Annotated in this window: 19 protein-coding genes; 4 read left to right on the forward strand and 15 right to left on the reverse strand. The window is 62.6% G+C overall.

Annotation, left to right across the window (positions count from 1 at the left end; translation table 11 throughout):
• Nucleotides 1–180: 180 nt before the first annotated feature.
• The 6 genes from tuf to CVE41_RS01210 form a co-directional block, all read right to left on the reverse strand.
• Nucleotides 181–1,356, reverse strand: coding sequence for an elongation factor Tu (tuf, locus tag CVE41_RS01185; protein WP_100259031.1), 1,176 nt, complete (start codon nucleotides 1,354–1,356; stop codon nucleotides 181–183).
• A 92-nt stretch (nucleotides 1,357–1,448) separates the two neighbouring features.
• Nucleotides 1,449–3,542 carry an elongation factor G gene (fusA, locus tag CVE41_RS01190; protein ID WP_100259032.1) on the reverse strand — a complete coding sequence of 698 codons (2,094 nt, stop codon included), beginning with the start codon at nucleotides 3,540–3,542 and terminating at the stop codon, nucleotides 1,449–1,451.
• A 120-nt stretch (nucleotides 3,543–3,662) separates the two neighbouring features.
• A complete protein-coding gene (gene rpsG / locus CVE41_RS01195) occupies nucleotides 3,663–4,133 on the reverse strand; it encodes a 30S ribosomal protein S7 (protein WP_100259033.1) in 471 nt (156 codons plus the stop codon).
• A gap of 24 nt (nucleotides 4,134–4,157) precedes the next feature.
• Nucleotides 4,158–4,529 (reverse strand): 30S ribosomal protein S12, encoded by a 372-nt coding sequence (gene rpsL, locus CVE41_RS01200; protein ID WP_006831873.1) that lies wholly within the window; start codon nucleotides 4,527–4,529, stop codon nucleotides 4,158–4,160.
• Nucleotides 4,530–4,868: 339 nt separating this feature from the next.
• Complete coding sequence (locus tag CVE41_RS01205) at nucleotides 4,869–5,303, reverse strand: hypothetical protein (RefSeq protein WP_100259034.1); 435 nt, start codon at nucleotides 5,301–5,303, stop codon at nucleotides 4,869–4,871.
• Nucleotides 5,304–5,372: 69 nt separating this feature from the next.
• The gene (locus CVE41_RS01210) at nucleotides 5,373–5,627 is read right to left on the reverse strand and encodes a cold-shock protein (RefSeq protein ID WP_100259035.1); all 255 of its coding nucleotides are present in this window, start codon (nucleotides 5,625–5,627) and stop codon (nucleotides 5,373–5,375) included.
• 441 nt (nucleotides 5,628–6,068) lie between these two features.
• On the opposite strand from CVE41_RS01210, the gene CVE41_RS01215 reads away from it, so the two are divergent.
• The 4 genes from CVE41_RS01215 to CVE41_RS01235 all read left to right on the forward strand — a co-directional run bounded on the left by CVE41_RS01215 (nucleotide 6,069) and on the right by CVE41_RS01235 (nucleotide 9,705).
• On the forward strand, nucleotides 6,069–7,328 hold the full coding sequence (locus CVE41_RS01215; RefSeq protein ID WP_100259036.1) for a hypothetical protein: 1,260 nt from the start codon (nucleotides 6,069–6,071) through the stop codon (nucleotides 7,326–7,328).
• Nucleotides 7,329–7,959: 631 nt separating this feature from the next.
• The gene (locus tag CVE41_RS01225; RefSeq protein ID WP_100259038.1) at nucleotides 7,960–8,217 is read left to right on the forward strand and encodes a hypothetical protein; all 258 of its coding nucleotides are present in this window, start codon (nucleotides 7,960–7,962) and stop codon (nucleotides 8,215–8,217) included.
• A 274-nt stretch (nucleotides 8,218–8,491) separates the two neighbouring features.
• Nucleotides 8,492–8,986: a hypothetical protein gene (locus CVE41_RS14680; RefSeq protein WP_198507687.1), complete on the forward strand. Its 495-nt coding sequence runs from the start codon at nucleotides 8,492–8,494 to the stop codon at nucleotides 8,984–8,986.
• A gap of 110 nt (nucleotides 8,987–9,096) precedes the next feature.
• Nucleotides 9,097–9,705 carry a GNAT family N-acetyltransferase gene (locus CVE41_RS01235; RefSeq protein ID WP_100259039.1) on the forward strand — a complete coding sequence of 203 codons (609 nt, stop codon included), beginning with the start codon at nucleotides 9,097–9,099 and terminating at the stop codon, nucleotides 9,703–9,705.
• On the opposite strand, the gene CVE41_RS01240 is transcribed toward CVE41_RS01235, so the two are convergent.
• From CVE41_RS01240 to CVE41_RS01280, 9 genes are all read right to left on the reverse strand, one after another.
• Nucleotides 9,702–10,289: a GNAT family N-acetyltransferase gene (locus CVE41_RS01240; protein WP_232725740.1), complete on the reverse strand. Its 588-nt coding sequence runs from the start codon at nucleotides 10,287–10,289 to the stop codon at nucleotides 9,702–9,704. The two genes, CVE41_RS01235 and CVE41_RS01240, sit on opposite strands and share 4 nt — an antisense overlap.
• On the reverse strand, nucleotides 10,241–11,026 hold the full coding sequence (locus CVE41_RS01245; RefSeq protein WP_090478850.1) for a LysR substrate-binding domain-containing protein: 786 nt from the start codon (nucleotides 11,024–11,026) through the stop codon (nucleotides 10,241–10,243). Before CVE41_RS01245 ends, CVE41_RS01240 begins: the two co-directional genes overlap by 49 nt.
• 67 nt (nucleotides 11,027–11,093) lie before the next feature.
• On the reverse strand, nucleotides 11,094–11,414 hold the full coding sequence (trxA, locus tag CVE41_RS01250; protein ID WP_090478853.1) for a thioredoxin: 321 nt from the start codon (nucleotides 11,412–11,414) through the stop codon (nucleotides 11,094–11,096).
• Nucleotides 11,415–11,465: 51 nt separating this feature from the next.
• Nucleotides 11,466–14,930, reverse strand: a complete 3,465-nt coding sequence (addA, locus tag CVE41_RS01255) for a double-strand break repair helicase AddA (RefSeq protein ID WP_100259041.1) — start codon at nucleotides 14,928–14,930, stop codon at nucleotides 11,466–11,468.
• Nucleotides 14,927–17,959 (reverse strand): double-strand break repair protein AddB, encoded by a 3,033-nt coding sequence (addB, locus tag CVE41_RS01260; RefSeq protein ID WP_100259042.1) that lies wholly within the window; start codon nucleotides 17,957–17,959, stop codon nucleotides 14,927–14,929. Before addB ends, addA begins: the two co-directional genes overlap by 4 nt.
• Complete coding sequence (locus CVE41_RS01265) at nucleotides 17,952–18,674, reverse strand: nucleotidyltransferase family protein (RefSeq protein WP_100259043.1); 723 nt, start codon at nucleotides 18,672–18,674, stop codon at nucleotides 17,952–17,954. The genes addB and CVE41_RS01265 overlap by 8 nt, the downstream gene beginning before the upstream one ends.
• Nucleotides 18,671–19,660: an aminoglycoside phosphotransferase family protein gene (locus CVE41_RS01270; RefSeq protein WP_100259044.1), complete on the reverse strand. Its 990-nt coding sequence runs from the start codon at nucleotides 19,658–19,660 to the stop codon at nucleotides 18,671–18,673. Before CVE41_RS01270 ends, CVE41_RS01265 begins: the two co-directional genes overlap by 4 nt.
• Complete coding sequence (tsaE, locus tag CVE41_RS01275; RefSeq protein ID WP_100259045.1) at nucleotides 19,657–20,106, reverse strand: tRNA (adenosine(37)-N6)-threonylcarbamoyltransferase complex ATPase subunit type 1 TsaE; 450 nt, start codon at nucleotides 20,104–20,106, stop codon at nucleotides 19,657–19,659. The genes CVE41_RS01270 and tsaE overlap by 4 nt, the downstream gene beginning before the upstream one ends.
• Complete coding sequence (locus CVE41_RS01280; RefSeq protein WP_100261309.1) at nucleotides 20,103–22,445, reverse strand: PAS domain-containing sensor histidine kinase; 2,343 nt, start codon at nucleotides 22,443–22,445, stop codon at nucleotides 20,103–20,105. The genes tsaE and CVE41_RS01280 overlap by 4 nt, the downstream gene beginning before the upstream one ends.
• Between the last annotated feature and the right edge of the window lie 74 nt (nucleotides 22,446–22,519).

A 22,519-nucleotide genomic window follows, 5' to 3' on the forward strand; every position in this document is an offset into this window, starting at 1 on the left:
GCCTGTGGGCGCGCATATACGGGTGACACCCGCATCTGGCAACCCCCGATTTCCGCCAAATCCAACAAGCGGGATCGAGGTGCGACCAACCGTGCCTCAGCACCGATCGCAAACCCTCAGAAAAGCGGAAGGCCCGCCCCTCCCCGAAAGGAAGGACGGGCCTGCCATTAAAGCCGAAGCTTACTTCTTGATCGAGCCAACAACGCCCGAGCCGACCGTACGGCCGCCTTCGCGGATTGCGAAGCGCAGACCCTGGTCCATGGCGATCGGAGCGATAAGCTTGACGTCGATCGTCACGTTGTCGCCCGGCATCACCATTTCGGTGCCTTCGGGAAGGATCACTTCGCCGGTGACGTCGGTGGTGCGGAAGTAGAACTGCGGACGGTAGTTCGCGAAGAACGGCGTGTGACGGCCACCTTCGTCCTTCGACAGGACGTAGACTTCTGCGCTGAACTCGGTGTGCGGGTTAACCGAACCGGGCTTAGCGAGGACCTGGCCACGCTCGACGTCTTCACGGCCGACGCCGCGGATCAGGGCACCGATGTTGTCGCCTGCTTCACCGCGGTCAAGCAGCTTGCGGAACATTTCGACGCCGGTGACGGTCGTCTTGGTGGTGTCCTTGATGCCGACGATTTCGACTTCGTCGCCAACGTTCACAACGCCGGTTTCGACGCGGCCGGTGACAACCGTACCACGACCCGAGATCGAGAACACGTCTTCGATCGGCATCAGGAAGTCCTTGTCGACCGGACGATCGGGGGTCGGGATGTAGGTGTCGACCGCTTCCATCAGCGCCTTGATGGAGTTTTCGCCGATTTCCGGATCACGACCTTCGAGAGCGGCGAGAGCCGAACCCTTGATGATCGGAATGTTGTCGCCGTCAAAGTCGTACGAGCTGAGCAGTTCGCGAACTTCGAGTTCGACGAGCTCGAGGATTTCCTCGTCGTCGACCTGGTCGACCTTGTTCAGGTAAACGACCAGCTGCGGAACGCCGACCTGACGCGCAAGCAGGATGTGCTCGCGGGTCTGCGGCATCGGGCCGTCAGCTGCGTTCACGACCAGGATAGCGCCGTCCATCTGGGCAGCACCGGTGATCATGTTCTTCACGTAGTCGGCGTGACCCGGGCAGTCGACGTGCGCGTAGTGACGTGCGTCGGTTTCGTACTCGACGTGTGCGGTCGAGATGGTGATGCCGCGCTCACGCTCTTCGGGAGCCTTGTCGATGTTTGCGAAATCGACGGCCGAACCCTGAACCTTGGTGATAGCCGCGGTCAGCGTGGTCTTGCCGTGGTCGACGTGGCCGATGGTGCCAACGTTGACGTGCGGCTTATTGCGCTCGAATTTTTCCTTCGCCATTTTCCAATAACCTCTGTCTTAAAAATTGGGATTTCTGCGGGAAGAAACGGCGCCCGCGGAATCAGGCGCCGCCCCTAGACGGTGAAGCTGCCTTACGCAAGCTTCTCCTTGACTTCCTGTGCCACGTTAGCCGGAACTTCGTCGTAGTGGCTGAACTGCATCGAGTACTGAGCGCGGCCCTGGGTAAAGGAACGCAGCTCGTTCACGTAGCCGAACATGTTCGCGAGCGGCACGTTGGCTTCGACAGCCTGTGCGTTACCGCGGCTGTCGGTGCCCTGGATCTGGCCACGACGCGAGTTAAGGTCGCCGATGACGTCGCCGAGGTAGTCCTCGGGGGTCACGACTTCGACCTTCATGATCGGCTCGAGCAGCTTGATGCCCGAACGATCCGCGACTTCACGCATGGCACCACGGCCGGCGATTTCGAACGCGATCGCGCTCGAGTCGACGTCATGGTACGCACCGTCGTAAAGTTCGACGGTGAAGTCGATGATCGGGAAGCCGACGAGATGGCCGCTTTCGGCCTGCTCGCGGAAGCCCTTTTCGATGGCCGGGATGTATTCCTTCGGAATGTTACCGCCCTTGATGCTGTCTTCGAACACGAAGCCCTGGCCGCGCTCACCCGGGGTGACCTTGACCTTGACGCGACCGAACTGACCCGAACCACCCGACTGCTTCTTGTGGGTGTAGTCCACGTCAACCGGCTTGCCGAGGTATTCGCGGTAAGCGACCTGCGGTGCGCCGACGTTGGCTTCGACCTTGAACTCGCGCTTCATGCGATCGACGAGGATGTCGAGGTGAAGCTCGCCCATGCCCTTGATGATCGTCTGACCGGATTCGTGATCCGTGGTGACGCGGAAGCTCGGATCTTCGGCAGCCAGGCGGTTGAGGGCAACGCCCATCTTTTCCTGGTCGGCCTTGGTCTTGGGTTCCACCGACAGTTCGATAACCGGCTCGGGGAATTCCATACGCTCGAGAATGATCGGCTTGGAGGCATCACACAGCGTATCGCCGGTGGTGGTTTCCTTCAGGCCGGCAATTGCGACGATATCGCCGGCAAATGCCTCATCGATGTCTTCACGGTTGTTGGAATGCATCAGCAGCATACGGCCGATCTTTTCCTTCTTGTCCTTCACCGAGTTCAGGACGCTGCCCTTGGACAGCTGGCCCGAATAGATGCGGGTGAAGGTCAGCGAGCCGACGAACGGGTCGTTCATGATCTTGAACGCCAGCGCCGAGAAAGGAGCATCGTCGGAAGACGGACGCGTTGCTTCTTCATCGCTGTCGGGCAGGACGCCCTTGATGGCCGGAACATCGAGCGGCGACGGCATGTAGTCGACAACCGCGTCGAGCAGGGGCTGGACGCCCTTGTTCTTGAATGCCGAGCCACACAGCACGGGAACGAAGTCACGTGCCATGGTACCCTTGCGGATCAGCTTCTTGAGCGTTGCGGCATCGGGCTCGTTACCTTCGAGGTACTGCTCCATGACATCGTCGTCCTGTTCGACGGCGGTCTCGATCAGCTTCTCGCGATATTCGGCAGCCTTGTCGGCCATGTCGGCCGGGATGTCGACATAGTTGAACGTCGCACCCAAGCCGTCGTTTTCCCAGACGATGCCGCGGTTGTTAACGAGGTCAACCACGCCAGCAAGATCGGCTTCAGAACCGATCGGGAGATAGAGCACCAGCGGCGTAGCGCCGAGGCGGTCGATGATCGACTGGACGCAGTAGTAGAAGTCTGCGCCGGTGCGGTCCAACTTGTTGATGAAGCACATCCGGGGAACGCCGTACTTGTCGGCCTGGCGCCAGACAGTTTCGGACTGCGGTTCTACGCCGGCGACGCCGTCGAAAACTGCAACAGCGCCGTCGAGTACGCGGAGCGAACGTTCGACTTCGATGGTGAAGTCGACGTGTCCGGGCGTGTCGATGATGTTGATGCGGTGCTTCTCACCCTTGCCGTCTTCGTTCTGCCAGAACGTGGTCGTGGCAGCAGACGTGATGGTGATGCCGCGTTCCTGCTCCTGCTCCATCCAGTCCATGGTAGCGGCGCCGTCGTGGACTTCGCCGATCTTGTAGGACTTGCCGGTGTAGTAAAGGATACGCTCGGTCGTGGTGGTCTTGCCGGCATCGATGTGGGCCATGATGCCGATGTTGCGGTACCGCTCCAGCGGATATTCGCGAGCCATGTGCTTTTCCTTAAGACTGGGGGAGGAGACGAATTCTCCAGCCCCATATGGGTATCATTGTGACCGCTTGAAGACCGCGGGGAAGGAAACCCCCTCCCCCGGCCCCACAAGCGGAACGGCTTACCAGCGGTAGTGCGAGAAAGCGCGGTTCGCGTCCGCCATGCGGTGCGTGTCTTCGCGCTTCTTCACGGCGTTGCCGCGGTTGTTCGCCGCATCCATCAGCTCACCCGACAGACGTGCTGCCATGGTGGTTTCCGGACGACCGCGCGCTGCACCGATCAGCCAGCGGATCGCGAGTGCCTGGGCACGCTCGGGGCGAACCTCGACCGGCACCTGGTAGGTCGCACCACCGACACGGCGGCTGCGAACTTCGACCTGCGGCTTGATGTTTTCGAGGGCGGCGTGGAACAGCTCGACCGGGTTGGCCTTTGCCTTTTCCTCGACCACGTCGAGCGCGGTGTAGACGATACCTTCTGCAACGGCCTTCTTGCCGTCATACATCAGGTTGTTCATGAATTTCGAAAGGACCTGATCGTTGAATTTCGGATCAGGCAGGATTTCCCGCTTCTCGGGACGACGACGACGACTCATTGATTATCTCCTAAGTCCCGTGGATTACTTCGGACGCTTCGCGCCATACTTCGAGCGCGACTGCTTGCGATCCTTGACACCCTGCGTATCGAGCACGCCGCGAAGGACGTGGTAACGAACGCCGGGAAGGTCGCGAACACGGCCGCCGCGGATGAGCACGACACTGTGCTCCTGCAGGTTGTGGCCTTCGCCCGGGATGTAGGAGATGACTTCGCGCTGGTTGGTCAGGCGAACCTTGGCAACCTTGCGCAGAGCCGAGTTCGGCTTCTTCGGAGTGGTCGTGTAGACACGGGTGCAAACGCCGCGCTTCTGCGGGTTCTGCTCCATTGCAGGGACCTTGGACTTGGCCTTCTGCGGAACGCGGCCCTTGCGGACCAGCTGGTTAATAGTCGGCATGAGTTCTCTCTTCACCGTTTCGATGGCGGCAACTAGCGGGTTTCGGGATGGTTCGTCGGGTTCGTGCCAAGCGCCGCACCGACGCCGCAAAGGGCACCTGGGCGGTCTGTACGCACGAGCCTGAAACGCTCCACCCATCGGCCCACACGGCCACCGGGTTACTTTGACGGCTGCCCCGAGCGAAACTGGTTCGCTGCAATAGAAAAGAGCCTTATCGCATCAGCGACAGGCCCCCGGGTCATGACCGGCAATGTTCAGCTCTATCTGGCCAGCGTTGGTTTCGCACGGGGCGATTCCCTCACCGGATGGCCGCGCACATAGTGTGGGAGGGGGTATTGGTCAAGCCGTGCCGCCCTCTTCGGCGCTCAACTGACGCAGGTGCTCGGCCACTGCAAGGTCGAGGTCCTGGTAGACGTAAGGCCCCACATGGTAAGACCGCGCTATACGCTCGGTAATCTGCGGCGGCCTAGGTTGTGCCGGATGGCGGACCGCGCCGCCTTCGTCTTCCCAGGATTTGACCGGATCGACCGGTTCGACCCATTCGATAGACACAGGCGCTTCCGTATCGCCGGCATAGCTGCCGTAGATGATCGTTTCCGGCCGGTTGACCGTTTCATCCGGCTTGCTGGCGCGCAACGTATCCCGCAGCCCGCGTATGCGGGCGGCGTATTCGGCGACCTTGGCGAAATGGCCGTCCTGCGCCTCTGTATCGCCGGAAGCAGAGGCTTTCATCACCGCAATCTGGTGCTTGTGTAGCAGTTCATTGAGATCCATGGCTCGCCTCCTGCGGCAACCGTCAGGAAATTCGGGCGCATCCTTGCGACGCGCCCGAAAAATCATGCATCAGCCCTGCTGCTTGCTGGCCTGTTCACCCTGGTTGCCTGCGCCCTGTTCTTCCTGGCGAAGGTTGATGGCCTGCGGCTTCCCGCCGCCAACCTGCTTCGTTTCGTAACCGAAGCGCTGGCCCTGCTGGGGAGCGGAGGATTCCGGCTTGAGATCGGCCTTGGCGAAATGCAGCACATCGCCGCCCTTTTCGGGAGTGATCATGCCCTCGCCCTTGCCGCTGTCGTAGTTCTTGATGGTGCCATAATGAGTCATGGGAATAGTCCTTCGATTTCGCGCAGGCGTTCATCAGCGACCGCTTGTGCGCGGGCTAGAAGGCGAAATGGAAAGAAGAGAGGACAACTGGCCCTCGGGACCGTCGATTGCGACTGGTAGCTAAATCTAAGATGGGGAGTTTTCGCCGGATTACAAGGCGGTGGAGCTGTTTGGCTGGCCGGGCCTGAAACGCTCCACCGATCGGCCCACATCGCATTAGCGGAAGGCCCCCGGGCCATGACCGGCAACGTTCGGCTCTATCTGGCCAGCGTTGGTTTCGCACAGGGCGAATCCCTCAGCGGATGGGTGGGCGCAAAGTGTGGGAGGGGGTTTGGGTCAAGGGATGGGGACGCTCCACACCAAATCCACAACTTCAAACTGCCCTGAACTTCAAGTCTGAAAAAATCAATATTAAGACGTAAATAAAGGAGATATCGAGTAATGACAGCAGAAGTGGCAATCATGAATAAGGGAGCGATTGCACTTGCAGCTGATTCCGCCGTGACAACGGGACAGGCTGGTCGTGAAAAGATATTCACGGGCGCCAACAAGATATTCACGCTCAGCAAGCATCATCCGATCGGCATAATGATTTACGGCCATGTCGAACATTGCGGCGTACCATGGGAAACTATCATTAAATCATTCCGGACAAAGCTGGGGGCCGAGGCTTTCGCGACGGTGAAAGAGTATGTTGAGGAGTTTAAGGCATATATATCGTCGCCAAATGTGTTCGATGAAAAACAGCAAGTCATCAACGTTATTTTCAGCTGCTCCCACACCTATTCATCGATCCAAGGAACGATGAAGAGAGCTAGTTTTCAGGGGACGAAAACAGAATGTATGGCGCAAGCGATTGAACAAGTCGAACAAAATGTCTTGGAAACCGAATATCTCGAAAATTACAAAAACTATTCGTATTGGCATTTCTCGAGAAAATATGGCGCCGCAATCGATACCTATCTAGACCAGAATCCTTTCAACCATGAAGCAATCCCGAGAAAATTTCGAGGTCGCTTCAAAAAACTTGTCCATCAACATATCTGCAGTCAGTACTACAGTCGCCTCTCCACTGGTATTGTGGTCGCTGGCTTCGGCGCGGAAGAACTTTTCCCGACATTGTGCCATTTGCGAGTGGATGGAGGGGTCGAGAACAAACTTCGGATAATGGAGCATGAACCGGTCGACATCGCACGAGATGGCGAGACCGTTCACATCGAAGCTTTCGCTCAAGAGGATGCGGTCGATGCCTTCGTGAATGGAATCGACGACGGATACGCAAATTTCTCTCGTGGGATGTTGGCTGGTTTTGTGATGGCACATTCTCAAGAGATATTAGATGAGCACACTCAGCTGTCAGAAGATGAGAAACTTGTTACGCTCGCAATGATAGAGCGCTCTCTACCAGAATCCTTGAATGACCTTGACTCACAGCTCGCAAGCTTCTCTTACAAAAGATATCGAACCCCAATTGAGGAGGTTTTGCGGTTTGCGCCCAAAGATGAAATTGCGCACGTTGCAGAATCATTCGTGAACCTTACTTCTTTAAAAAGAAGGGTCTCGGGCGATCCTGAAACCGTCGGCGGAGCGATTGACGTAGCTGTGATCTCTAAGGGTGACGGGTTCGTATGGATCAAGAGAAAGCACTATTTTCAACGCGATTTGAACCAGCAGTTTTTCCAAAACTATTTCGGTGATTGAAATGACAAAAATCAAGTTGAGCATTAAGCAAATGCGCGCCTATTTGATGCTGTCAAATGGCGACACGCGAAGTAGACAGAAAAACCAGCAATTCTACGATGATTTTTCGCTTGGGTACTCGAAAGGTCAAGAATCCTATATGCGTTCCATGCACGGGAAAATTATCGAACAAGCAGAATAGTTGCCTTGAGTTCTCTGCGAACAGAATACTGCGATTTCTATGACCCCTCAAAATGTCTATATCGTTGTTAGGCATGGCGAGCAGGCGCTTTCGGTCAAGCTAGGAAGCTGGACAATCAGCGCGTTTTGTTTTCCTGAGGACACCGTTTACGCCACACTTCGCTGGCCAAATAGAATTTCCTTACTTCGCATTTTTTATTTTCGTCCCTCAAACGCCGGGCGCCGCACATCCGTGCGGCTTGGCTTCCTCGCATAAGCTCGGGCGGGCGGTCGCCCTTGCGGCGTGCTGGGAGCACGCCGTGTTTCGCCAGAGTTGAAGGGTTGCACCCCCACCCCATCCCACTGATTTCACACCACATGAAAAAAAATGTGGCACAAATTTGTCATTGATGCGTAGTATGGTCGAAGCGCGGGTTGCCGCGCTCGGAATCCACTTAAAGGGGAATACCACATGAAGTTCAACAAACTGGCAATCGTCGCCGTTTCGGCAGCCGCTCTCTCGCTCGCAGCTTGCGCCGAAAGCGAGCAGGAAGCTCAGGAAGACCTGGCTGAACAGCAGGCTGAATCGCAGGAAGACCTCCTTGAAGAGCAGGCCGACCTCGCAGAAGCACAGGGCGACGAAGCAGCTGAAGAAGCTCTCGACGCACAGGCAGACGCCATGGGCGAAGCCGGCGACGCAGCTGAAGACGCTGTCGACGAAGGCATGTAAGCCACACAGCCCGCGGTTCACTCCGCAGGCGACAAAAAGCGGTGTCCGTCGAAAGACGGGCGCCGTTTTTTTTGTGGGTTTTTTGTTTTCGCCCTCAGGCGCCGGAAGTTTTTTGTTTGCGCCCTCAGGCGCCGGGCGCCGCACGTCCGTGCGGCTTGGCTTCCTCGCATAGGCTCGGGCGGCCGGTCGGCCTTGCCTTCGCCTTCGGCTCGGATTTGGCGCTTATCCGATAGCTGTTTCCTACTTGATGGCTTTCTGCATCTTGGCTCGGCCTATGAACGAAACCACTCGTGTTACGCCTCGACAGGCGACTTCTGCCGTTGCCAATCCCGGGCCGGAGCTTGATCCGGACGATCCTCTCCTCGACTTCGCGCCCTATATTCACAAGCAGCCGCGGCGTAATTCCATCACGCCGGACCTGCAGCGCCGCTTCGTCGCCACGCTGGCGGCGACGGGGATTGTCGTGCAGGCGGCGCGGTCGATCGGGAAGAGCATGGAGGCGCTCTACAAGCTGCGTGCGCGGCCCGGGGCGGAAGGGTTTGCCGCCGCGTGGGACGAGGCGGTAGGATATGGCGTCTGGCGGCTGGAGGATTGCGCGATCGAGCGCGCCCTGACCGAAGGGTACTACAACCCGCGCGCCAATTCGCTGCTCTGCTTCGTCCTCGCCTATCGCGGCCGCTATCGCGAGGACGTGCGCAACATCGTCCCCGGGCACATCACCTACGAGCGCATTCGCGACGAGGTGCTGGCACAAGAGGGGCTGGTCTAGGCCGCGCGGCCCCGCATGGAAGGGCTTAGCCGCCTGCCGACCCTGTGCTATGCCGCCCGCACAGACGAAGGAGCCGACCCATCGCCGACGATCCCCCCTCCCCCGGATACGTGCCTTGGCGCGGTGGCTGCGGGCCGGGTTCGATCACCACCGCGATCGAGGACGGCCGCCGCGTCTGCATCCGCCGCGTGGACCGCGCGGACGAGGCGCTTATGCGCGCAGGCATAGAGCGGATGTCGCCGCACTCGCGCTATCTGCGGTTCTTTTCCGGAATGCGCACCCCGCCCGACTGGGTGATCGACCGCCTGCTCGACGCGGACGGGGTAATGCACCTCGCCTGGGGCGCGCTCGACCTGTCGGAAGACCCGCCGCGCTCCGCCATCGGTGCCGTCCACGCCTTCCGCGACGAGGAGGATCCGGAATGCGCGGAGTTCTCCGTCGCGATCATCGACGATTTCCACGGCCTCGGCCTCGGCAAGCTGCTGACGGCGACGATCCTGCTCGACGCGCGCGAGGAAGGGATCACGCGCTTCCATGTCGAAACGCTGAGCGAAAACCGCAGCGCGACGCAGTTCACGCGGATGCTGGGCGGTGTGGGGAGCGGGACGGTCGACGCCTCGCGCGGATTTGTGGTCGAGATCGACGAGGCACTGACACGGTTGCGGCAGCAGGCCGACCCGCCCGGCATCGCGCACGTCTTCGCAGCGTTCGAGAGCTAGGCCCGCTCGCTCGCCAGCAGGCCGTACACCGCCACATCGCGAAGCCCTGCGTGGGTCGTCTCATGCTCCCGAAACAGCGCCTCGCGCGTGAAGCCGAGCCGTTCGAGCAGGCGGATGGAGGGGGTGTTGTCCATGTCCACCTCGGCGGTGAGCTTGCGCAGGCCGCTCGCGAACAGGTGATCGACCAACGCCGCAGTGCATTCGCGCGCCACACCCCCGCCCTGCCGGTCCATGCAGGTGACGTAGCCGATCTCCTCGACCCCGTACTCATGGGCGGGCACGGAGACGAACCGCCCCGCAACGCGCCCATCCGCATCCTCGGCGATCCATGTTCGCCCGTTCCAGTCCGGCTCCGCCAGCCAGCCCCACAGTTCGTCCTCGGAAGTGAAGGCTGGACGGGTCAGGTAAAGGCACTGCGCCTCGTCCGCGAAGGTCGGGAATAGCGCAGCCGTGTCCTCACGCCTTAGCGGGCGCAGGGTGAAGCGGTCGGTACGAAGGGTCTCTACGCTGCGCATGGACTCAGCCAGCGCGGCGATCAGGCCGTCAGGAAGGCGACCAGCGCCTTGACCTTCTTCGTGCGCCATTGTGGCGTCGGGGCGACCAGCCAATAGGCACGCGTGCCTGGCTCGGGCCCGTCGAGGACTTCGAGCTGGCCCGCCTCGATCGCTTCCTTGGCGAGCAGTTCCGGCAGGATCGCCTTGCCCAGCCCCGCCATGGCGCCCGAGAGCGCCTGCCCGGCATTGCTGACCGTGACGTGCGCCACGGTGCCGTCCTGCAGCGGCAGGCCCCAGTCGATCCACTTGTCGGGCGCACCGGGCGCCGCAACCGTCACGCGGCGCGCGGCAGCCAGCTCGACGCCCTGCAGGTCTCCCGGCCCGTCGACCAGCCGGATGGCGCAGTCGAGATTGGCCTCGGTGAAATCGGCGTTCTCGTCGGCTACGAAAGTGAACTTGATGTCGGGGTTCGCCTCGGCAAACTTCGCGAGGCGCGGAGCGAGCCACTGGGCGTAGAATTCGCGCGGGCAGGCGACCGTGTAATTGTCGCTCGCCTGGCCAGCCTGCATGGCGGAAACGCTTTCCTCGAACTTGAGGAAGCCTTCGCGCAACGCGTCGAGCCCCGCCGAACCTTCCTGCGTCAGCTCCAGCCCCTTGCTGGTGCGCCGGAACAGGACGGTCCCGAGGTGGTCTTCCAGCGCGCGGATCTGCTGGCCCACGGCCGCAGGCGTCACCGCAAGCTCGTCCGCAGCGCGGGTAAAGCTCAGGTGACGGGCAGCGGCGTCATAGACGCGCAAAGCGTTGAGAGGCAGGTGCGTGCGCTTCATGGTTCCACGCGTTTAGCAATGTTGCGCCGCAAAACAAGATTGCGGCAAGACTATGTCCCGACGTGCGTCAGAGCGCGCCTTCGAGCCACTGCTTGAGCTGGCCCTTGGGAGCCGCGCCCCGCATCTGTGCCGCCGGCTGGCCATCCTTGAACAGGACCAGGTATGGGATCGACTGGACGCCCATCTGGCCGGGCACGCCGGTGTTTTCCATGATGTCCATCTTGGCGATGGTGACCTGGTCGGCCATTTCTTCGGAAAGTTCTTCCAGCGCCGGAGCGATCATCTTGCACGGCCCGCACCATTCGGCCCAGAAGTCCACGAGAACGGGCTTGTCGCTGTCGAGGACGTCTTTCTGGAAGCCTTCGTCGGTTACGTTGATGGTGGCCATGGGATATCTCCTGAATTCGTGTTTGCCGCCGATGTGGGGCGGCTTGGTCAATTACTCAACGGGCGGCAAGGCAAAGCTTTCCTGCCGATCCGGAAACGCGGTCTTGTAGGGCGCGATGGAGGCTGCGGGCAAGGCGATCAATTGCGGCGTCTGGGTATAGAGCACGGCGGCCTCTACCGCCCTGCCCGGATAGATCGCTTCGAGCGCCGCAACATAGGCGGCCATCTGGCGCATCGTCGTCTCCGGTATCGCACCGAGCGAAGCAGGCGGTCGGCGCGCGGTCTTGAAATCGACGACGGTGACCTTCTCCGCTGTCACCAGCAGCCTGTCCGCCGTACCCATGACAACCTGTCCCTGCACCGTTGCAGCCAGCGGTATTTCCGCAAGCGCATCAGGGCCGAAGATCGAGGCAAACTCCGGCGTCTCCAAAACCGCGCGCGCGCGTTCGTACATTTCGCGCCGCTCCGTCTCGACAAGATCGGGCGCCTGTCGGGCCAGCCAGTCCAGCGCTCTCGCCTCCCTCTCGCCCTGCGGCACTTCGGGAAGACGTTCCAGCAAGGCGTGGATCAGCACACCGCGCCGTGCGGCTCCGGCGGCAATTTCCGGAGGTAGCGGCGGATCGCTGCCTTCGACTTCGCCAAGCCCGGACGGGGCAAGCGGACGCGGCGGTCGCGGCTCCGGCCCTACGGGAGTCGATGCCCAGCGTGGCAATTCCACTTCGGAAACGGAACGCGACACCGGTTCGGGTAGCTTTGCATCGCTTAGGCCGCCCCATTCGTAACGCGCGCCCCACAAGTCATCCGCAAGCGCGTCGTCCGGGAAAAGCGGCTTTAGCCGGGCGTACCAGCTGTCCTCATGCGGACCGTTCTTCGCATCGCGCGGACCAAGCGATCCGCCGATGAACAGCGCCTCTTCCGCGCGGGTCATCGCGACATAAAGCAGCCGCCAATGCTCCTCCAGGGCGGCGGACGAGGCGACGTCCTCTGCCTCGCGCAGGGGGCCAACCTTCTCGTCCTTCCTTAGGCCCGGGACGGGAACGGCAAATTTCCGCTCGCCACCCAGCGGCGCATCTTCCAGCTCGAGATCGCCAGACCCGTCGGGGCCGATTGCAGCATCGGCAAGGATTACAATGGGTGCCTGCAAGCCCTTGGACCCGTGCACGGTTATCACGCGCACCTGGTCGCCACCCTCGCCTGCCTCGCGCTTGATCTCGCCTTCGCCAGCATCGAACCAGCGGATGAAGCCCTGAAGGCTCGCGACGTGGCTTGCGGCATAGGCGTTGGCGGCGTTGAGCAGCTCGTCGATAGGGTCGTTTGCCTCGCGCCCGAGGCGGGACACGAGCTTGCGCCGACCATCCATAGGTCCGACAAGAATCCAGTGCAGCAATTGCTGCGGCGTGTCGAAATCTGCGCGGCGCAGGATTTCGCGCAATGCGTCGAGTGACTGGACGACCGTCGGGTCGTCGCTCTGGCGCAAATGCTCCCACAGCCGAACGCCTCTTTCGCGGTAGCCATGCTTCAGAAGATCGTCCTGCGACCAGCCGACCAGCGGCGAGACGAGCAGGCTCGCCAGGGTGAGATCGTCCAGCGGCTGAGCGGCAAAACGGATTGCCGCCATCAGGTCCTTCACCGCCAGCGGATTGCCCAGCCGCAACCGGTCCACCCCGGCGACCGGCACACCGTGACGATAGAGGCGCGCGACGATCAGCGAAGCGAGGTCGCGCCTCTTCCTGACGAGAACCATCACATCGCCGGGACCGGCGCGGCGAGGCGCGCCATCCTTCACCAGCGGGAAGCCTTCTTCCATCCACCGCTTCACCTGGCGGGCAATACGGTCGGCCAGCTTTCGATCGTGTTTGCCGAGCCAGCTTTCGTCTTCCTCGCCCTCTTCCATCCCGCTGTCGGCATGGACAGTGTTCCAGAGCGTGACGAGGCCGGGGCGATCCTGCCCGTCGTGTTGTTCCGCCTCCCGATCGAGGCCCAGTTCGGCAGAGCCGATCGCCTTGATGGCCTCGTCCACGAAATCGAGGACGTTGTCGGCGGTGCGGAAGCTCTGGCCGAGGCCGTATTGGCGCAGATATCGCGGATCGGGGGCGCCGCGCGCATCCTGCGCGGCATCGGCGGTGCGCCGCATTTTTTCCGCATAGCGATCGCGCGCTTCGGCGAAATTGCGTGGGCTGGTGCCCTGGAAGCCGAATATCGCCTGCTTGAAGTCGCCCACGGTGAAGATCGTGCGGATCCGGTCCGAGCGCGCACCTTCACCGGAGAAGAAATCGTCCGTCAGCGCCTCGATGATCTGCCACTGGGCGCGGTTGGTATCCTGCGCCTCGTCGACGAGGATGTGGTCGAAACTGCGGTCGAGCTTGTAGCGAATCCAGTCCGCCACCGCCGCATCGGACAGGAGATGTGCTGCACGCTGGATCAGATCGTCGAAATCGACCAGCCCTTCACGCGCCTTTGCCTGTTCCCAGCGCAGGGCGAAGGCGCGTCCAGCCTCCAGTTGAGGTGCGAGGAAATCGGCAAGATCCAGTAAGGCGCGGCGTTCGGCCACCTGCTGGATACCCTCCTGCACGCGCCCGATGTATTCGCCATAGGACGGATCGATCTTTTCGAGATTGGACAGCCGGCTCGGTTCGCCCTTCTTGGTGAGCAGCGTGCCGTAGAAGCCGTCGAGCATGGCAAGGCGCTGATCGGACCCGGCCGCCAGCCAACCCGCCGCGAAATCGGCGTTCTCGAGCCCGGTTTTCGTTCCCCATTCGCCATTGATGCGACTGCACGACTGCAGGCTTGCAACCGGGAAACTCTCGTCGCTGCACGCCTCGGCGACCCATTCGGGTCCGGCATCGGAAGGAACATCCAGAACGCGCCTTACGGCACCGGAGAGGTCGCCCTGCCATTGCGGCTGGTACCATAGGTCGAGGAAGCCGGCGCATTTCATCAGCCAGCCGCGCACGGCATCCGCGCCCTTGCGTCGGCTCATTTCGCCGATTGCGGCGAGGAAGCGGGGATCGCCTTGTTCGAGCAGGTGGCCAAGTACGTCCCGGCTCAGCAAATCTCGCTCGCGGTCCTCCATCGGCTGGCTGCCGGGAAGGATTTCCGCCTCTGCCGGGAAGGCAGCGAGAAGGTATTGCGCGAAAGCGTGGATCGTATCGATCCTGAGGCCGCCACCCGGGCAATCGAGCACCCGCGCGAAGAGCGAGCGTGCCCGTGCGCGGGTGTCCGGATCGCTTCTTGCGCCCAGATTGCCGAGTTCTTCCGCCAGCTGCGTGTCGCTCATGCGGACCCAGCGGGCCAGTACCTCGTTGACGCGAACAGACATTTCCGCCGCGCCCGCCTTGGTGAAAGTAAGGCACAGGATCTGCGAGGGATCGGCACCCGGCTCCAGCAGCAGGCGCAGCACGCGCGCGGAAAGCACCTGCGTCTTGCCGGTGCCCGCGCTGGCCGACAGCCAGACGCTTTCCTGCGGGTCCACCGCGTCCATCTGGTGGCCCTGAAGAGGATAGACCTTGCCGCTCATGCCGGGCCTTCCTCGGCGTCTTCTTCGGCGTCCATGTGGGGGAGCCACTCTTCCAGCCGCATCAGCTGGTCGTACGTGTCGTAAGCGGGATAATCCGGGTTAAGCCGCGCGGTGAACGGCGCATCCCCCTTGATCCAGCGATTGATCGCATCGGTGAGGTAAGCTTCCGACTTGGGCAGGAAATCCTCCGGCTCGATCCCGCTACGCTTGCTGCCGACCTTCAGCGGCGTTTCGACGTAACCGAAGCCGAATTCGTTGCTCTCCGATTTGGCCTTGCCCAGCGACCAGTATTCGAAGGCGCTTGCCTCGCCCGTGACGCCCTCAAAGCCGCCCCGCCCGGCCATCATTCCGAGCAATCCAAGCTGCAATGCAAAGCCCTGTTCGACCATCTTCGATGAAGGCGGCGATCCGGTCTTATAGTCGACGATTGCCAGGCTTCCGTCGGAAAGCCGGTCAAGGCGGTCGATCTTGCCGTGCACTCGCACACCCTCGACGTGCATATCGCCCCAGGCTTCTACCGCGACCACTTCGCGATCCGTGTAGCCTGTGATTTCGCTTTCAACCCATTCCAGCGCCTTCTGGAGGCGCGGTTGCCACAAGCCGCGCATCAACGGGTGGACATTGTGGTCATCGAAGACCGCTTCCATCACCTCGGCCATGGGCGGCTTGGGATCGGCCTGGTGCCAGCGCTCCAGGATTTCGTGAGCGACCGTGCCCTGCCACGCAGCAGACGGCTCTGCATCGAGCGCGTCGAGATCTTTCAGGCCGAGGATCTGCTGGGCATAGAACTGGTAGGGATCGCCGCGCAGCCGGTCGAGCGCGGTGGCGGAGATCGCGACTTTGCGCTGCTCTGCATCGGGCAAGGGTTTCGGACGGGGATAGACCCCGGCATCGGGAGCCCGCGACATGGCGCGCGCCAATTGTACGGCCTGCGTTTCCTCGTGGCGTGGCAGCTGGTCGCCAAGCAGCGCCTGCACGCGCAGCAGGAAGCGGCTGGGAATGGCAGGGCCGCCCTCGTCCCGTGCCGCGCGACTAAGCACCACTTCCGGCCCACCGAGGGCACCTGCAAGGTCATGCGCGGACAGGCCGATGCGGAAATCGCCGCCCGGCACGCCGAGTGTTCGCAGGACCGGAGGGGCGAGCAGCGCATCCACGCTCCCTCGCGCTGGCCACACGCCTTCATTGAGGCCTGCGCAAATGACGAGGTCGGCGCGGTTCATCCGCGCTTCGAGCAGGCCGAGCACCTGGACACGGGCATGGCCGCCATAGGGAGGGCGAACCGCGACCTGTTCCATGGCATCGGACAGCAGCGCGGCAACATCGCGCGGCGCCACCATGAAGCCTGCCTCGCGCGCATGGAGGCGAAAGTCCTCGACGAAAGCGGACAGGCTGCGCCCGTCCTCGCGCGCCCACAAACGCTCGCCGCACAATCTTTCGGCGCTATCCGCCAGCGTGTCGATCAGCTCCGCAAGTAAGCAAGGAGCGTCATGGTCACGCTCCACCAGAGGAGACAGAGCCGCCTCTGCCTGCGACCAGAATTCACCGACATTCTTGTGCGTTTCTGAAAGCTTGGCGACGACTTCGGTTACCGGTTCGAGGCCAGCCTCAAGCCTCGGTCCGCGCAGTTCGCGCTCCACCCGTCGCAGCTGGCGCAGCCAGACACCGCGCTCCATCTCGCCCTTGGCCAGCGGATGACCCAGCAGCGCCATGAGCGACACCGACATCGCGTTTTCCGCCATAACCTCCGCTGCCAGCAGGAAGGCGCGCCCCGCTGCCGTCTGGGATAGCGGGCGACCGGCGGAATCGTCGGCAACGATGTTCCAGCGTGCGAGATGATGGATCACTCGCCGCGCCAACGCCCGGTCGGGCGTCATGACGGCGACACGCTTTTCGGGTTCTTCCACGGCTTCGCGGACCAGCAATGCGATGGCCTGCGCCTCTTCTTCCGGATTGGCCGCCTGCATGACGCGGACCCCGGACAGGCGGCGTTTCTCGGAAGGCAGCGCGGCCCATACCTTGCTTCCCTCCGGAGGCAGGAAAAGCGCACCGATGGCATGGCTGCGCTCCGGCGGAGCGGCGGTCATACCCTTGCGATGCCAGGGCTGTACCTCCTCGCGCCGCATGCCCATGCGGTTGAGCAGCAACTTGAGGTGATATTGCGGGTGCGTGACCGCATCGTCCTTCGCAAAGACCGTGTCGCCGGGCGACGGACGGTTGCCTGCCCTGCCCAGCTCCTCCCAGACGTCCCCATCCATAGTCAGGTCGAAGTCGGGCAAGATTACCGCGCCCTGTGGCAACTCGCTTACCACTCGCAGCAGCCTTGCAAGCGCAGGCGCTGCGCTGGTCACGCCCGCGGCGACGATCGGCGTCGCAGGCGGATTGGTATTCCAACCAGCGGCCGCGTGATCGAACAGGCGATTGCGACGGGCCGCCGCGTCGAGCGAGTTGTTTGCGTCCAGCCACGCGAGCCAGCGGGTCTGAACCCGAGCAAACAGACGCAGCGATTTTTGCCAGTGTTCCGACAGGCTCGGATGGATTTCGAGGACCTTCTCGTCGAGCAATTGCTCCGGCCCCACATCCTCCACCAGCAGGCGATCCATGGTGGCGCCGGTTTCCCGCGCAAGGCGCAGCAAGGTCGCACCCTTGGGCGCATCCTCGCCCATTTCTTCTGCAATCAGGCTCGCCAGCGCGAACATCCGGCGCTGCGGGTCGACGGCAGGCCTGATGTCGGCAGAGCCCAGCGGATCGAGCAGTGGCCCCAGGGCCTCGTCGAGATCGAGATCACCGACCACCACCATGCGCGGCATCAGGAGGCCCGGCCGCCCAAGCTCGCCCGCATGGCGAATGAAGGCTTCGGATACGGTGCGCCGGGCACGACTGCTGGGCAAAAGCAGCGTCAGCCGGGCAAGGCCCAACTCTTCGTCTGAATATCGTGGGACCAACCCTGCCACCAGGGCGTCGGCAAAACCGCGGTGTGCGGCAATCGAGTAAACCTTCGGCTCCGGTGCGACCCTGCCTTCGTCAGCCACCCGTCAGTGCCTCTTCGGTAGGCCTGATGTGGTGCGGCGTGCCGACTTCGTACCATTGGCCTGTAAAGGCGACACCGTAGAGCCGGTCTTCGGCAATCGCGCGATCCCACAGGATATTGGTCGAAAACTTTCCCTCGGGCGCTTCGCGCAGGAGTCTGTGCGACACCAGCTGTATGCCGGTGTAGATGAAGGGAGCGATCCGATCCGGGCGCTTGCGCGACAGGCGGCCCGCGCCGTCCATGTAGAAATCGCCCGTACCGTCGAAATTATGTGCCCGCGCATGGGTGACGACGAGGAGAAGTGCGTCCATCTTCTCCGGGTTCCATGCCTGCGAAAGATCGAGAAAGGCGTTGCGCGGTCCGTCCAGCCAGATGCTGTCGGCATTGCAGGCGAAGAAGGGGTCGGGCAGCAGGCCGGCCGCGTTCGCCTTGACCATGCCGCCGCCCGTTTCCAGCAATTCGGCGCGTTCGTCGGAGAAGGTCACCGCCGGAGCCTTGCGAGCGCCGATATGCGCCTCGATCGATTCGGCGAGGTAGTGGACGTTCACGACCGCCTTCGCGATCCCCGCATCTTCCACGCGGTCCAGCGCCCGGTCGATCAGCGGCTTGCCTGCCACGCGGACCATGGGTTTCGGCGTGGTCGCGGTCAGCGGGCGCATCCGTTTGCCAAGGCCCGCAGCCATCAGCATCGCGGTGTCGGACACGAGGCCGCTCATGCGATCTTCCCGCCATGATTGACGCGGATATCGTCGGGAATATTGGCGGCAAACCATTCGGCTACCGGCGCAAGCGCCTCGTGCTGCAAATCCCGCTCCATCGCTTCCCATACGCGCGGGATCATGGTGAGATAGCGCGGCTTCGCATCGCGTTTGAACAGGCGCGTGAAGATGCCGACGATCTTGGCGTTCCGCTGCGCACCGAGACGGGCGTAATCGTCCTCGAAATAATCGTCGGGGGCGGCGGCCTGGCGATACCTATCGAGCATTGCGGCCTCCAATTCGGTCGACACGTCGCGGCGTGCATCCTGTAGCAGGCTGACCAGATCGTAAGCCTTGTGGCCGACAAGCGCATCCTGGAAATCGATCAGGCCCTGCTCCCCGCCCGATTTCCCGGGCTCCAGCAGCATGATGTTTTCCGCGTGATAATCGCGCAGGACGCTCACTCCGGGTTCCTGGCGTGCGAGCATCGGCGACAGGGCCTTGTCCCACGCTTCGCGCCACCCGTCCTCGTCGACCGTCAGGCCGGCAGCCGGACAGAACCATTCGACGAACAGGCCGGCTTCGCGCTGGTAGACGGTAATGTCATAGGGCTCGAATGGCCCCGGCGGCAGCTTGTGCAGGTCCACCAGTGCATCGATGGCCTGCGCATAGACCGCGTGCTCGTCATCCGGATTGGCGTCGATCCATTCCTTCATGCGCTGGTCGCCGAAATCCTCTGTCAGGATCCAGCCCCGGTCCGCGCGTTCGGCCAGGATCGCAGGCGCGCGCATGCCATGGTCGGCAAGCCATTTGGCCACGTGGAGAAACGGCTTGGGGTCTTCTTCCGGCGGCGGTGCGTGCATCAGCATTGCGCTGCGGCCACCCATGCGCAGGCGGAAATAGCGGCGGAAGCTGGCGTCGCCTACCAGAGGCGCGATTTCGGCGCCCTGCCAGGCAGTGTCGCCAAGGAAGTCGTGAATGCCGTCGGGCAGCGTGTCGCTCATGGCTTCCGGCTTTGCCAAGCTTCGCCTGCATTAACAACGGCCCTGCGCCCCTCACCCCCATTTTCTCCCACCGTTTCCAGCGTGATTTCGAGGCAGGTCGTCTCATGCGAAAATCCGCCTGCATGGTCGGGCCATTCGGCGAGCAGCGCAGCGCCTTCGCGGTAATCGTCGAGGCCGATTTCTTCGGCTTCCGAGGGATCATCTAGGCGATAGAAATCCGCATGGACGAGCGGCACGCGTAGATGGTCGTAGGTTTCGACGATGGTGAAGGTCGGCGAAGGCACCTCGCCTTCGTGACCAAGCGCCGCGATGATCGCCCGGGCGAGCGTGGTCTTGCCCGCGCCCAGCCCTCCCGACAACGCCACGACATCGCCCGGTTGCAACTTTGCAGCAATCCTGGCGCCGAATGCATCCATGGCTGCAAGATCGGGCAGGTCGACTATCACGGCAGCGTGATGACCGCGCTTGTCCCGGCATTGCGCCGGCTCTGGATATCGAGCGTGCCGCCATGGGCCTCGACCAGCTGGCGCGCGAGCGGAATGCCAAGGCCATGCCGCCTCTCGATGCCCTTACCGTCGGCGGACATGCGGATACCTTCGAGCGCGCGGGCCAGTTCGTGCTGGCTCATACCGCGCCCGGTATCGGTGATCGCAATGCGATTGAGGCCGCGCTGCTTGGCCACATCGATCACGATCTTGCCGCCTTGCGGGGTGTTGTTGATCGCATTGTCGAGCAATTGGCCGAGCGCGCGCTGCAATTGCTGCTGGTCGGCATCGACCACCTTGTTCGCATTACCCTTGAGATCGAGGGTCAGGCCGCCATCGAGGATCGCCTGTTCGCGCTTGCGCACGATGCGGGTCAGCAGTGGCAGCAGTTCCACCCGCTGTTTGCGCAGCGGCATGAGGCCGGCTTCGGACTGCGACAGGTCGAGCACGTTTTCCACCTGCTCGGTCAGCTTGCCGACCGACTGGGTGATTGCCGCCACGTATTCCGCGGCTTGCGGGGTCAAGTCCCCCGCCAGCCCGGTTTCCAGCATTTCGGCAAATCCGCCGATCGTGGTCAGCGGAGTGCGGAACTCATAGCTCATATTGGCGAGGAAGCGGGTCATGACCGCATCGGCCTCTTCCAGCGCGCGATTGCGTTCGCGCAGTGCCTCCTCGGCCTGCTGCGAGGCGGTTACGTCGAGCACGGTGAGAAGGCCGTTGCCATCCGGCAGCGGTACGCCTGCGTAGTCGAGCGTGCGGCCGTCCGCGAGCTCGATCCGGCCTTCGCGGTTCTTGCGGTCGAGCGTGGCGGATCGGATAGTCTGGCCGATCTGTGAAATGGCCTTGGGGTCGGCCAGCTGGCCCGCAATCGCCTCGAGCAATTCCTCGGCCTGCGGATGGTTGTCGAGCACTTCGCCGTCGAGCCCCCAGGCCCTCGGAAAACCGCGGTTCCACAATTCGAGGTGCCCGTCGGGTGCAAAGACGGCGAGTGCCTCGAACAGGCTGTCGAAGGTCGCGGTGCGCGTGCGCAGCAAGGTGTCGCGCGTGGCGGAAAGGGCCAGCTGCTCGGTCCGGTCTTCCGCGATCAGGACAAGTCCGCCGTCAGGAAGCGGCTGCGCGATGACGCGAAGGTGCGTCCCGTCCGGAAGCGGCCAGGCCATCTCTTCGGGATCGTCCCGCTGGAACCACTCGACAAGTTCGCCGCGCCATGCGGGGAAATCGCGTACCTCGGGAATACGGCCGTTCTCGCGCGCGACCATCAGCATCTGTTCGAAACTGGTGCGCTCGTTCACCACGCCGGGTGGGAGCGAGAAGGTCCGGTGGAACGGCTGGTTCGCGAAGGTCATGCGGCGGCGCGCATCGAACTGGGCAACGCCGATGGACAGCTGGTCGAGCATCGAGCGCTGCGCTTCGCGGAAAGCGCGGAATTCGCGGGCCTGCTCTTCCATTTCCTCGATGTCGACGGCGTATCCGGCGATACCTTCGCCAACGAGAGGCAAGTCGGTGACGCGGATCGTGCGGCGGGCGTCCTTGATCGTGGCGGAGACGATCCGCTCGATCGGCTGGCGGCGGTCGGCTGCCTGCTGCGCCACCTCTGCCGCAGTGCGTCCGCCTACGCGTTCGACCAGTTCGACCTGCTCGGTCACGACCTGGTCGGCGCTCTCGCCGCCAACAGCCTCGACATAGGCGCGGTTTACGAGGCGCAGATGCATGTCCGCGCCGCGAAACCACATCGGCATGGGCGCAGCTTCGATCAGACCGACGAGCGCGCCGAAATCGTCGCGGGCGCGTGCGGCCTCTTCTTCCAGCCGGGCGAGTTCGTCTTCGGTTTCGGTGAAGTCGAACACCCAGATCAGCGCAGCGCCGCTGGGCGAAACGGCAGGATCGGCCAAGGCGCCGCGCATGGCCAGCATTTTGCCCGAGCCGGGAGGCCGCAGGGAAAGCTTGAATGGCTTGGCAGTGCGCTGTGTGCGCCGGACCAATGTGGAGAGTTCCTCGATCTGTTCGTCGGCAAGGCCGGTGCCGTCTTCGCGCGCGAGTTCGCTTAGGTATTCGGGCACGCGTTCCAGCCCGAGCCATCGCGCCAGCCGGTCGGGCGCCTCGATGCGTCCGTCGGTCCGGACCGTCAGAGGGATGGCAGGCCCTTCTTCGACCATGCGCGCGAGGCGCAGGGCGGCCTTGCGATGGGCCTCGGCGGCCTGTGCCCGCGTCGTCGCGCGCAGCATCAGCCACACGGCCGCGCCGGTCCACACGGCCAGCAACAGTCCGATCAGGGCCAGGAGGGTCGGCGAAACTTCCATCATTCGCCAGCTATGCGTGCAGCGGCGGGGATGCAATGCCCCGCCGCCTCACATGATTGAATAACCCGCCGAAA

This window comes from Qipengyuania seohaensis (genome assembly GCF_002795865.1).
GTDB lineage: Bacteria > Pseudomonadota > Alphaproteobacteria > Sphingomonadales > Sphingomonadaceae > Qipengyuania > Qipengyuania seohaensis.